General features: G+C 73.6%; 11 protein-coding genes. 3 read left to right on the top strand and 8 right to left on the bottom strand.

Annotation, left to right across the window (positions count from 1 at the left end):
- Positions 1-110 precede the first annotated feature (110 nt).
- On the bottom strand, positions 111-1,451 hold the full coding sequence (locus tag ACFWOG_RS25125) for an LPXTG cell wall anchor domain-containing protein (RefSeq protein WP_380361070.1): 1,341 nt from the start codon (positions 1,449-1,451) through the stop codon (positions 111-113).
- Between the two features lie 321 nt (positions 1,452-1,772).
- Positions 1,773-2,351, bottom strand: a complete 579-nt coding sequence (locus tag ACFWOG_RS25120; protein ID WP_380361069.1) for a TetR/AcrR family transcriptional regulator — start codon at positions 2,349-2,351, stop codon at positions 1,773-1,775.
- A 92-nt stretch (positions 2,352-2,443) separates the two neighbouring features.
- Here ACFWOG_RS25120 and ACFWOG_RS25115 point away from each other — a divergent pair, with 92 nt between their 5' ends.
- Positions 2,444-2,890 carry an anthrone oxygenase family protein gene (locus tag ACFWOG_RS25115; protein ID WP_380361068.1) on the top strand — a complete coding sequence of 149 codons (447 nt, stop codon included), beginning with the start codon at positions 2,444-2,446 and terminating at the stop codon, positions 2,888-2,890.
- A 67-nt stretch (positions 2,891-2,957) separates the two neighbouring features.
- Here the strand turns inward: ACFWOG_RS25115 and ACFWOG_RS25110 are convergent, their stop codons facing one another.
- Both ACFWOG_RS25110 and ACFWOG_RS25105 read right to left on the bottom strand, forming a co-directional pair.
- Complete coding sequence (locus ACFWOG_RS25110; protein ID WP_380361067.1) at positions 2,958-4,355, bottom strand: cytochrome P450; 1,398 nt, start codon at positions 4,353-4,355, stop codon at positions 2,958-2,960.
- 342 nt (positions 4,356-4,697) lie between these two features.
- A complete protein-coding gene (locus ACFWOG_RS25105; RefSeq protein ID WP_329884739.1) occupies positions 4,698-5,090 on the bottom strand; it encodes a VOC family protein in 393 nt (130 codons plus the stop codon).
- A gap of 129 nt (positions 5,091-5,219) precedes the next feature.
- On the opposite strand from ACFWOG_RS25105, the gene ACFWOG_RS25100 reads away from it, so the two are divergent.
- Positions 5,220-6,110 (top strand): LysR family transcriptional regulator, encoded by an 891-nt coding sequence (locus tag ACFWOG_RS25100; protein WP_329949647.1) that lies wholly within the window; start codon positions 5,220-5,222, stop codon positions 6,108-6,110.
- Positions 6,111-6,164: 54 nt separating this feature from the next.
- On the opposite strand, the gene ACFWOG_RS25095 is transcribed toward ACFWOG_RS25100, so the two are convergent.
- From ACFWOG_RS25095 to ACFWOG_RS25080, 4 genes are all read right to left on the bottom strand, one after another.
- On the bottom strand, positions 6,165-6,746 hold the full coding sequence (locus tag ACFWOG_RS25095; RefSeq protein ID WP_329949648.1) for a hypothetical protein: 582 nt from the start codon (positions 6,744-6,746) through the stop codon (positions 6,165-6,167).
- 236 nt (positions 6,747-6,982) lie between these two features.
- On the bottom strand, positions 6,983-7,723 hold the full coding sequence (locus ACFWOG_RS25090) for a hypothetical protein (protein ID WP_329884736.1): 741 nt from the start codon (positions 7,721-7,723) through the stop codon (positions 6,983-6,985).
- Between the two features lie 263 nt (positions 7,724-7,986).
- A complete protein-coding gene (locus tag ACFWOG_RS25085) occupies positions 7,987-9,237 on the bottom strand; it encodes a metallophosphoesterase (protein WP_380361066.1) in 1,251 nt (416 codons plus the stop codon).
- A gap of 148 nt (positions 9,238-9,385) precedes the next feature.
- Entirely contained in the window at positions 9,386-10,543 is a 1,158-nt protein-coding gene (locus tag ACFWOG_RS25080; protein ID WP_329884734.1) for a LacI family DNA-binding transcriptional regulator, read from the bottom strand.
- Between the two features lie 332 nt (positions 10,544-10,875).
- On the opposite strand from ACFWOG_RS25080, the gene hisC reads away from it, so the two are divergent.
- Positions 10,876-11,946 carry a histidinol-phosphate transaminase gene (gene hisC / locus ACFWOG_RS25075; RefSeq protein ID WP_329949650.1) on the top strand — a complete coding sequence of 357 codons (1,071 nt, stop codon included), beginning with the start codon at positions 10,876-10,878 and terminating at the stop codon, positions 11,944-11,946.
- Positions 11,947-12,006: the final 60 nt, after the last annotated feature.

Raw genomic sequence — 12,006 nt, 5'->3', positions numbered from 1 at the left:
GGCCCGCTATCCCGGCCCGTGGTTGTTGTTTGTGTTGGTTGTTCCCATCCTGTTGGCCCTTGAGGGGGGGCGGGTCCCGCGGGGGGGGGCGCCGGGGCACCGGGGCCGGGTCAGCCCTGGGACGCGGTGCGGCGGCGCTTCGCGTAGAGGACCGCGCCGGCGCCGAGCAGCACCAGGGCCGCGCCCGCGCCGAACAGGGCGCCGGAGTTGCCGGCCCCGGTGGCGGCGAGGTTGGTGCCGGCCGGGGCGGTGGTGTTGGCGGCGGCCGGGGCCGAGGGGGTGTTCGCGGCCGCCGGGACGACCTGGGCGTCGGGCGTCCTGGTCGTCGCGGTCGGGCTGGGCCGGGTGGTGGAGGTCGTCGGGGCGGCGGTCGTCGCGGTCGGGCTGGGCTTGGCCGTCGCGGTGGAGGGCGAGGCCGAGGGCGAGATGGACGGGGCACCGTTGCCGTCCAGCGTCACCGACGCCTTCAGGATGGTGTCGACCGGGCCCTGGTCGGTGTCGGGGTCGAGGCTGAGCGAGCCGGAGACGCCGGACCACTGCCCGGTGTAGCCGGTGAGCGACAGCCGTACCTGGTAGCGGTGGCTCGCGCCCTTGCCGAGGCCGCCGGTCACCGGCGGCAGCTTCCAGACGTTGTCCGAGCCCGGGACGGTGACCCACGCACCGCCCTGGGACACCTCCAGCTTGAGGACGGCGGAGATCGGGCGGGAACCGTCACTGAAGCGGAGCGTCGGGTTGATCGCGGCGCCGATGGCCGCGCCGTTGTTGGTCAGGTCGAGGTCGGTCTCGAAGGGCTTCTTGTACGAGACGGTGCCCAGGTTGTTCGTGAACTTCTGGACGAGGGCGCCGGTGGGGGAGGCGACCGGCAGGGTCACCGGCTCGACGGCGGTGCTGTTGCCGAGGTCGTTCACCAGCGCGACCTTCACGGCGGTGTCGTCCGCCGGGAGGGCGGCCCTCAGGGTGAAGGAGACCGCCCAGCTGTAGGTCGTGCGGGCCGGCACCGTGAAGGGCACGTGGGACATCCGGTTCTCGGGCACGACGTGGCCGGAGAAGTTGCTCCCGTTGAAGCTGGTCAGGCCGTAGGTGGCCGGCGCGGAGATCGCCTTGGCGCTGAAGTCGATCCAGTTCCATCCGGTCGGGGCGGCGCCCACCGGCGTGACGGTCACCGCCGGGTGGAACGGGCGCTCCTGGTCGGAGTTGTTGGTGACGGTCATCGTCAGGGTCGCGCCGACACCGCCGCGGGTCAGCGGCGCCTGTCCCGCGGCCGGCTCCAGGGTGGCCGTCAGGGGCTGGGCGGTGCTCGGGGCGGGGGTGTCCGAGGCGGCGGCGGTGGCGGAGGGCGCCGGGGTGTCGGCGAATGCGGTCGCCGGTGCGAGCGCGGAGGTGCCGGCGGCGACCACCAGCGTGGCGGTGGCGAGCAGGCGGGAACGGCGGGTGAGCGGGCGTGCGGACATGAGCGGATTCCCCCCGGGAAGAACCGAATACGGGTGCGTGCTGAAGGTCGGTCCGCCGCTCTCCTGCGGGTCCGGCGGCTGCGACGGGAGGATCTTCTCAGGAGAATCGTTTGCTTACCAAGAGACGGCCGTCACTGCCGTGCAACGGGGCGTCGGCCCGGACGGCAGCCGTGTGGTTCGCGTGCCGCTGACCCGTTTCGCCGGGGTTTGACGGGTCGCGGCGGACGTTGACCGCGGGCGGGTTCGGGGTCGTGTCGGGGCGGGGACTCGTAGGCCGGCAGCCGGGAAGGTCTCCGGCTGCCCGCCCGTCCGAACGGCGTGTCAGATCACGGCGAGCCGGTCCACCAGCAGCTCCACCCTCTGCTCGGCTTCGGCCGGCGGCAGCCGTCCCGCCCGGGTCAGGGTGGCCAGCCCGTGCAGGGCCGCCCAGAACACCTCGGTGAACAGCCCCGGGTGGACGCCCTCCCCGGCGACCTCGCCGAGGCTCTCCAGCAGGGCGGCGAAGGCGTCCTTGAGCGGCGCCGGGGTGTCCTCGGCCGCGAAGGCCAGACCGCCGTCGAGCTGGAACATGGCGTCGTAGACCGCCGGGTGGCGTTCGGCGAAGTCGAGGTAGGTGCGGGCGAGAGCGGTGACCCGGGTGCGGGGGCCGTCGGCGGCCGAGGTCGCGGCCCGCAGCGCCGCGGCCATCTCGGCGGCACCCTCCAGGGCGACGGCCCCGATGATCTCGCGCTTGCCGCGGAAGTGGCTGTAGAGGACGGGCTGGCTGTACTCGATGCGCTCGGCGAGCCGGCGGGTGGTGACCGCGTCCCAGCCCTGTTGCTCGGCGATTTCGCGGGCCGTCGCCACGATGAGGTGCTCGCGGGCCGTCCGTTCGCGTTCCTTGCGTTCCTGAACCGACATGACCTGATTCTAGCACCGCTAGACAAGAGAGCGGCAGTAGTACTAGCGTTGCTCTCATCACCTAGCGGCGCTAGATCTCAGGAGGGGTCATCATGCTCGACGCACTCAAGGTCGTCACCATCGTGGTTGTCGGAGTGATGGTGGGGGTGGAGTTCTCCGTCGCCTTCGTCGTCAACCGGATCCTCGGCGCACTGCCCGAGGACAGCTACCAGCTCGGCCGCGCCCACGGTGGCCGGATGCTCGGCGCCCTGATGTCGGTCTGGTACTTCACCTCCCTCGCCCTGAGCGCCGTGTGGGCCGTCGCCGGATGGCACCGCCCCGGCGTCGGCCTCGTCGTGACCGCCGCCGCACTGCTGGTCATCAGCGTGCTCATGTCGGTCCTGCTGCTCGTCCCGATCAACAACCGGAGCAAGACGTGGACCCCCGAGAACCGGCCCGCGGACTGGAGGGAGCAGAGCGACCGCTGGGACCGCTTCCACTACGCCCGCGTCGCCGTCATCGTCGCCGCCTTCACCCTGCTGGCCGCCGCCCTCGCCTGACCTCGCGGACCGGGACACCGGTCTCGACGAAGGTTGATCTGCCCCTGTGACCGGGGACCCTGACCGCTCAGGCCCGGGGGCGGGTGGCCCCGCGTTCGCCGAGGCGCATCGTCAGGGGTGCCGGGTGGATGACGGCGGAAGGCTTCGGGTCGGTGAGGTGTGCGCCTGTGCCCGGCACCGGTGTCAGCCGCCAGCGGCGCGCTATCACGGAGAGCGCGAGGGTGAGTTCGACGATGCCGTAGACCTCGCCGATGCACTTGCGGCTGCCGATGCCGTACGGGATGAACGTGTCCCGGGCCATCGCGTGCCGGCGCTCCGGGAGCCAGCGGTCCGGGTCGAATAGGCCGGGGGCGGGGTGCAGGTCCGGGCGGTGGTGGAGGAGGTACGGGCTGAAGAGGATCACGGTGCCCTCGGGGATGCGCCGTCCGGCCAGGACGGTGTCGTGCATCGCGACCCGGGTCAGCAGCCAGCCGGGCGGGTAGTACCGCATGACCTCGGTGAGCGTGCGGGTGGTGAGGTCGAGCCGGCCCAGGTGCGCCCAGGTGGGCGGCCCGTCGTCCAGGACCAGGTCGACCTCGCTGTGCAGGCGGGCCTCCAACCCGGGGTCCTGGCCCAGGAAGTGCAGCGACCAGGCCAGCACCGCCGCAGAGGTGGGGATCCCGGCCACCAGGAAGGTGATCACATGTTCGTGGATCTCCTCGTCGGTCATCGCCGAGGCCCCGCCGTCCGCCCGGCCGTCTCCGGCGGCCATGAGCACGGACAGCAGGTTGTCGTGATCGGCGCCGTCCCGGCGGTGGTCGGCGATCAGTCGGTCCACCAACGAGTGCAGTCGGGCCTTCGCCGCTTCGTAGCGACGGTTGCCGGAGGTCGGCACCTTCTCCAGGAAGGCGAAGGGCGAGTTCATGCGCCGGCCGACGCCCTCGTGGAACACCGGCAGCGCCTCGGCGATCACGGTCGCGGCCTCGGCGCGGGCTTCGGCGGCGAACATCGTGCGCGTGAGGACTCTCGTGATGATCTTGTAGGTGTGCTCGGCGACGTCGATGACCTGGCCGTCCGACCATCCGGCGGTGGCGGCGACGACCTCGTCGCGGATGGCCGGGACGTACTCCCGGATCCGTTCCGCGTGGAAGACCGGCTGGATCATGCGGCGCTGCCTGCGGTGTGGTTCGCGGGCGCTGGTGCCCAGGCCGTTCCCCAGCAGCTGCCGGAGCTTGTCGTAGATCGGCCCGCCCTTGTCGAAGGTCCTCGCGTCGGTGAGCACCTGCCGCACCAGGTCCGGGTGGCACACCGCATAGGCTCTGCGCGGCCCGAGTCCGATCTCGACGAGGTCGCCGTGTCGTGGGAGCGATCGCAGGAACGCGAGCGGGCGGCGCTGGAGTTGCCACGCGTGTCCGAGGAGCGGCAGAGCCCCCGGGGCGCGTCGGCTGCCGGGCGTGAAGGTGGGGAGGGCGGGCGGTACCGTCATCGTCGAACTCCTCGCGCAGCGGCTGGTGTTCTGGGTTGGTCGGGCCCTTGCGTCGCCGATGGGCTGACGGGAAGTCAGTTGTCGACTTTTACGGTCAGCCATCGAAGAGGAGCTGTCAATGCGGAGATCGCACCGGGTCGGTGGGCTCCGTGTCGACTGCCGGTGCGGACCCCGCCGCACCGGCTGACGGAGGCCGCGCGGCGGAGCGCGACCCCCGCCGCGGACGGGCGGCGCCGGTGTGCGGGCTCCCCCGGGGCTGGGTCGAGCGCGCCGGACCCCCGCGCCGCCGCGCCCTCGGCCCGTTACGGGCGCCCCTGCCGGTGGGGCGGGCTCAGGTCGGGGTCAGGCGGCGTCCTCGGGGTACCAGCGGAGTTCGACGGTGTTGCCGTCCGGGTCCTGCACGTACACGGACGTGGCGGTGCCGCGTGCGCCGTAGCGGGGGACGGGGCCTTCGAGGACGGTGAAGGTGCCGGCGTCGATGACCTCCTGCCAGTCCAGCGGTTCGACGGTCAGGCAGATGTGGTCGACGTTGGACTCGCCCCGGGGGCGGCTGATCAGGTCGATGATGGTCTCGGGGGTGATCCGGATCGACGGGAAGGGGGCCTCGCCGGCCCGCCACTCGTCGACGCGGACGGGCGCGAGGCCGAGCAGCCCGCCGTAGAACTCCAGCGAGCGCTCGATGTCGCGGACGTTGAGCACGAGGTGGTCGAAGGCCTTGACGCGGAGGGCGGTCACGGTGGCTCCAGTCGGGGGGAGGCGGTGGCGGTTCGTGTCCTCTACGATCCGCCGGGCGGCCGTCGCCATCAAGGCGGGATCGGCCAAGGATCGTTGAGCCGGGCTAAACGCCGGGGAGGGGCGGGGCCGGTGCTGGAACGGTTGGAGGTCGAGATCTTCCTGGCGCTCGCCGAGGAACTGCACTTCGGGCGGACGGCGGAGCGGCTGCTGCTCACCACGGGGCGGGTCAGCCAGGTGGTGCGGCAGCTCGAACGGCGGCTCGGCGGGCCGCTGTTCGAGCGGACCAGCCGGACGGTGCGGATCACGCCGGTGGGGCGGCGGCTCGCGGACGACCTGGCGCCGCTGGTGGCGGGGATGGACGAGGCGGTCCGGCGGGCGGTGGACGCGAACCGGGGCGTCACCGGCGAGCTGCGGGTCGCCTTCCTCGGGGAGGGGACGGCGCCGGTGCTGCTGAAGGCGGTGGCGCTGTTCGCCGAGCGGCACCCGGACTGCCGGGTGGACGTCCGCGAGGCCCAGCTGGCGAACACCCGGTCCAGCCTGCTGGACGGCTCCGTGGACGTCCTGATCGCGTCCTACCCGTTCGACGGGATGGCCTGCGGGCCGGTGCTGATGACCGAGCGCCGGGTGCTGGCCGTGGCGGCCGGCCACCCGCTGGCGGAGCGGGAGTCGGTGTCGCTGGAGGTCCTCGCGGACCACCCGGTGGTGCAGTACCCGGCGGTGACCTCGGTGGCGTTCAAGCGGGACCGCACGCCGGACCGTACGCCGTCGGGGCGGCCGGTGCCGAAGGGGCCGGCCGGCGGGACCTTCTCCGAGATGCTCACCCTGGTCGCCCTCGGCCGGGGCGTGCTGCCGGTCGGCGAGCACTCCCGGCGGTACTACCCGCGCCCGGATCTCGCCTACGTGCCGATCCACGACGCGCCGCCGATCGAACGCGGGCCGGTCTGGTCGGAGGGCAACACCACGGCGCGGGTGCGGGAGTTCGTCCGGGCGGCGGCGGACGCCGCGGCAGCGGGTGACTGACCGGGTGGCTCCGGCGGCCCGGGCGGTCCCGGCGGACCGGGCGGTGCAGGCGGTTCAGGCGGCGAGGGCGGTGGACGGCCGCCGGGCGGGGCCGGCGGCGCGGCGCCGGTAGTAGTGCACGGTCAGTACGGCGAGCAGCGGTCCCCAGAGGCCGAGCGGGAGGTAGGAGGCCCAGAAGAGGACGGTCTGGTAGCCGTGGGTGACGAGGCCGGTGGGCTCGCCGGTGAGTCCCCGCCCGAAGGCGCCCATCACCAGGGAGTACGGGAGGGCCATCAGCGCGGCGGCGCCGAGAGCGGCCGGGATCACCGCGGCGAGGGTCGGGACGGGGCGCCCGCCGAGGAACGGCATCCGGCGCGGCCACCGCTCGCCCCACTCGCTGACCAGCCCGAGGGCGAGGAACGCCAGCGCCTCGCTGACCGCGCTGAGCACGATCACGTACCACCACAGGGTCCCGGAGTCCGGGTCCGCCCCGGCGGACGGCTCCAGCAGCGGGGCGCCGAAGGTGAAGGCGGCGATCCGCCAGAGACCCGCGGGCAGCGCGGTCAGGCTGGTGACGTACGCGGTCCGCACGGCCCAGCGCGGTACTCCGGGCGCCGTCCGGCCGTGCAGCTTCTCCAGCATGGCGTGCGCGCTCATCGGTACCCCTCCGGTTCGGCGGGCGCTGGTCGGCCCGGCCGGTTCCGACGATTCCAGCGAGGGGTGGCCGGAGGCGTCGTCGCGGCGGGCGGACCGTCTCCCCCCGCCGGGGGAGGTCCGTCGCGGGCCCTCCTCCGGTCGGGCCGGCCGGGGAGGGCCGCACCGCACCGGGCCGCACCGCACCGGGCCGGCCGGGCCGGACCCCGGACGGACGCCGCCCCGGGAGCCGGCGGACCTCAGACCTCGTCGGGGCCGGTGAGGGCGCGCGAGGTGAGCCCGTTGCCTCCGGGGGCGCCGTCCGGCCCGCCGGCCCGGGCGGCGGCGGCCAGGTACGAGGGCAGGGCCCGTTCGCGCAGCGCGCGCTGCCAGTCGCGCCGGGCGTCGGCGAGTTCGGCGGCGAGGTCAGGGTCGGCGCCGGCCGGGACGGGTGCGGCGGAGCCGTCCCGCAGGGCGGTGAGGATCAGTCCGACGATGCCCACGGCCATCGCGGCCACCCCGGTGGCGAGCGCCAGCCACCCCGCGGTGAGCAGGGAGCGGCCCAGGGCGAGGTCCGGGTCGGCGGCCCGGAGGCCGTAGCCGAGCAGGAGCAGCACCAGCGCGGCGGCCCAGGCGAGGATCGGGGTGAGCACGGTGAGCACCGGGAGGAGTCCGGCACCGCCGTCGGACGAGCTCAGCTGGGCGAGCAGGCCGGGCGCGGTGGCTTCGCCGGACGGGCCGACCGGCCCGTCGGGGGGCGGTGTGCTGCGCAGGTTCTCGCGCAGCCGCAGGTAGTGCTCGTACTCGGTGGCCGCGGGCGCGGCGGCGGTGTCGGCGTCGTGCAGTGCGCGGTCGCGCAGTCGGTCGGTGGTGGGCGCGCCGGGCGCGCGGAGGACGGTGAGGACGGTGTCGTCGCGCAGTGCTTCGTCCAGGAGGCGCTCGAAGTCCGGGCGGTCCTCGGCGAGCAGGTGCGGGGCGTCGTTCATGGGGACCCCGTTCATGCAGAACCCCGTTCGCTCCGCCTCGTGGGCGTGGGGGCGGGGCACGGGAGACGGGCCGCCACACGGGCGGCCGGGCGTGGTGTGTCCCTGATGGTAGGGGCGGGTGGGGCCGGATCGACAGTGGCTTTCCGGAATTTCGCGCCCCGGCCGCGCGGGCGCGACCGCCCGGGCGCCGGGAACGCCTGTTCGGTTGACGCCGCGTCAAACGGCAGGGACCGGACCGTGAACGGTCCGGTCCCTGCTGCCGGGTGCCCGGCCGGACGTCAGATGGGCAGCCGTGCGACGAGCAGGCGGCCGTCCATGGTGACGCCGCCGTCCATGGCGACGGCGAGGTCGTCCGCGTAGACGTACGGGCCGGGGATGTGCGGCGGCATGCCGTCGTCCGAGTGGACCGCGCCGGTGAGGTACGGGATCGGGCTGTGCCCGTGCACGACGCGCGCGCCGCCGTAGGAGGCCAGCAGTTCGCGGACGGCCGTCGGGCCGGCGTCGCCGCGGAAGGCGAACCGCTTGGTGAACCGCCGGAAGCAGTCCCACCACTCGTCGACGCCCTCGTCGGCGAGCAGGTCGTGGACGGCGTCGTTGACCTCGGCGATGGACTCGCCGTACTCCAGGTACGCGGTGGTGTCGGAGTGCAGCAGCAGGTGGTCGTCCTCCAGCGCGATCGCGGGCAGCCGGGAGAGCCAGCTGATGTGGTGCGTCTCCAGCCGTTCCAGGTCGTGCTGCTGGCCGCCGTTGAGCCGCCAGGCGGCGAGGAAGGAGGCGGTGCCGGCGGTGGACTGGACGGGCTCGTCGCCGTACCTGGCCGCGCCGAGGAAGAGCAGCTCGTGATTGCCCATCAGCGCGCGGCAGTAGCCGCCGGCGGCGGCGGCCTCGGCGGCGAGCTGCATGACGAGGTCGATGACGCCGATGCCGTCCGGGCCGCGGTCGGTGAAGTCGCCGAGGAACCAGATCCGGGAGCGTCCGGCGGACCAGTGGCCGTCGGCGTCGACCAGTCCCTGGTGGCGCAGGGCGGCGAGGAGTTCGTCGAGGTAGCCGTGGACGTCGCCGACGACGTAGAGCGGGCCGGGCGGCTCGCCGGGGCCGGGGGCCGGGTAGGGGTGGTAGGGCAGGCCGGGTTCGGCGAGCGGGGGGCCGAGTTCGATGGTCGGCGGGTCGTCGCTCTGCCGTTCCCGCTGCTCGGGGTGGCCCTGGTGGCCGCCGTTGCCGCCGTGGGCGGTCGCGGGGTGGTCGGACAGGGCCGGTGGCTCGTAGCCCTGGTGCCCGCCGTGCCCGCCGTGGCCGTCCCCGGCCCCGGCCCCGGGGCCGTGTTCGGTCCCGGGGACCGGCCAGTGCTGTTCGAGGTAGCGGGCGCCGCCGTAGCCGCTGTACGTCTCGGCCTCGTACGGGGCCTCGGAGTAGCCGCTGGCGGGCTCTGGTTCGTAATAGGTGCCGTATGGCAGCACGTCGAGGTCCGGCTGGTGGCGGGGGCCTGAGTCCGGGTGTTCAGGCCCGGGGAAGCGGTCCTCGGGTGTCATTCGCCCATCATAGGAAGACCACTCTCCCGGCGTCGTCACCTGGTGGGTATCCAATCCTCCGGAGCGTCAGCCGGGCGGTCCGTCAGGTCCGTTTTGTCCCGACTGGGCATGGTCTAGACCGCGACCCCGAGGGGGCGCCGTCCCGGGGTCACACCTCGCCCGGCAAGCGGGGCGGGCTGACCGTGGTGCGCGGGCTCCGCCGTTGCGAGGAGGCGCGGACGATGAGCTCGGTGGGCATCAGGGTGCCGGGCGGCGGGCCGGTGCCGGCGGTGCGGAAACGGGGCGGGAAGAGCCGGGCGATGTCGACGCCGGTGCCGGAGTCCACTCCTTCGATGGCGTCGATGAGCAGGTTCACCACGGTGGTGCCGATCCGGCGCGGCTTGAGCGAGAGCGTGGTGATCGGCGGCTCGGTGGTGGCGTAGACGTCGCTCTCGCTGCAGCAGACCAGGAGCAGGTCGTCCGGCACCCGCAGGCCGTACCGGCGGGCCGCGGCGAGCAGGTCGGTGCCGTTGGGGTCGAAGAGGCCGTAGACGGCGTCGGGGCGGTCGGGGCGGGCGAGCAGCCGGTCGGCGGCGACGGCGCCGGCGGCCGGGTCGTGCGCGGGGTAGGTCTCGTAGACCGGCTCCTGGCCGACCTTGGCGCACCAGCCGAGGTAGGCCTCGGTGGAGAGCCGGGTGTAGGTGTCGGTGCTGGTCCCGGTGAGCAGGCCGATCCGGCGGGCGCCGGCCTCGGAGAGGTGGTCGAGGATGCCGAGCACGGCGGCCTCGTGGTCGTTGTCGACCCAGGCGGTGACCGGGCAGTTGCCGGGCTTGCCGTCGCTGACCACCGGGACGCCGGACCGGTACAGCTCGCTGACCAGCGGGTCCTGGTCCGGCGGGTCGATCACCACGGTGCCGTCGAGCGCGATGTTGCCCCAGACGTCGTGCCGGGAGGACGCGGGCAGCACCACCAGCGCGTAGCCACGGCCGAGGGCCGCGCTGGTGGCGGCCCGGGCCATCTCGGCGAAGTAGGCGAATTCGGTGAAGGTGAACGGCTCTTCGCCGTAGGTGGTGACGGTCAGCCCGATCAGGCCGGACCGTCCGGTGCGCAGGGTTCGGGCGGCCGCCGAGGGGCGGTAGCCGAGGCGCTCGGCGACTTCGCGCACCCGGCTTCTGGTCTCGTCGGGCAGGCGGCCCTTCCCGTTCAGCGCGTCGGAGACGGTGGTGATCGACACTCCGGCGGCTGCTGCCACATCCCGGATGCCGGCCCGCTCAAGACGCCGTGAGGTGGTGGGCCGCCGACCGCTCTGGTTGGCTGCTGCTGTCATGGCGGACCGATCGTATGGCTCCTGACAAGGGTCTGTGACCGGCGCATCGGGAGCCCTCGGAGATACGTTTCTCCACGAGTGAGCCGGTGCGCGCCCCTTCGATACCCGCACGAAACCAGCCGTCTTACCTCTGACATGTGCCATAGGAACCCGACAGAATGGCTGATCTGCGCCGGTAACCCGACCGGGCATCTCACTCCTACGGGTGAGCGCTGTCGGTATCGTTCAAGGCACCCGACCGGGGTGGACCGGGTGCGTTCCGACTTCCCGGGCACGGCGGCGATCCCGACCGTGGCGGGCGAACGCAGCGGATACAACGAAGGAGAACGACCGTGACCGCAGCACAGGGCCCCCGCCTCAGGCCGACCCTGGACGGCATCCCCACCTACAAGCCCGGCAAGCCCGCCGGCGCCGACGCCTACAAGCTGTCCTCCAACGAGAACCCGTACGAGCCGCTGCCCGGCGTGCTGGAGGCCGCGGTCACCGCCGCCGGCAAGCTCAACCGGTACCCGGACATGGCCGTCACCGAGCTGACCGCCGAGCTGGCGAAGCACTTCGGCGTCCCGGCCGAGCACATCGCCACCGGCACCGGCTCGGTCGGCGTCGCCCAGTCGCTGATCCTCTCGACCGCCGGCCCCGGCGACGAGGTGATGTTCGCCTGGCGCTCCTTCGAGGCCTACCCGATCATCACCCAGGTCGCCGGCGCGACCCCGGTGCCGGTGCCGCTGACCGAGGGCGGTGACCACGACCTCGACGCGATGCTCGCCGCCGTCACCGAGCGGACCCGGCTGATCTTCGTCTGCAACCCGAACAACCCGACCGGCAACGTGATCCACCGCGCCGAGCTGGAGCGCTTCCTGGACGCGGTCCCGGCCGAGATACTGATCGTCATCGACGAGGCGTACATCGAGTTCATCCGCGACCCCGAGGTGCCCAACGGCATCGACCTCTACCGGGACCGCCCCAACGTCTGCGTGCTGCGCACCTTCTCCAAGGCGTACGGCCTGGCCGGCCTGCGGGTCGGCTTCGCCATCGCGCACGAGCCGGTCGCCAACGCGCTGCGCAAGACCGCGGTGCCGTTCGGCGTCACCCAGCTCTCCCAGGACGCGGCCGTCGCCTCGCTGCGCGCCGAGGACGCCCTGATGGTCCGGGTGGAGGCGCTGGTCGAGGAGCGGAACCGGGTGGTCGCCGGGCTGCGCGCCCAGGGCTGGGAGATCCCGGACTCGCAGGCCAACTTCGTCTGGCTGGCGCTCGGCGAGCGCTCGCAGGACTTCGCGGCCGCGTGCGCCGAGGCCGGCGTGATCGTCCGGCCGTTCCCGGAGGGCGTGCGGATCTCGATCGGCGAGGTCGAGGGCAACTCGATCTTCCTCGCGGTGGCGGAGGCGTTCCGCAAGGAGCTCTGACCGTCCGGTCCGCGGCGGTGGCCCCGGGAGCCGGGGGCGGCAGCAGCTGCCCGACCCGGC

This window comes from Kitasatospora sp. NPDC058406 (assembly GCF_042722765.1).
Taxonomy (GTDB): Bacteria; Actinomycetota; Actinomycetes; order Streptomycetales; family Streptomycetaceae; genus Kitasatospora.
This window is presented reverse-complemented; position numbering and strand designations above follow the sequence as displayed.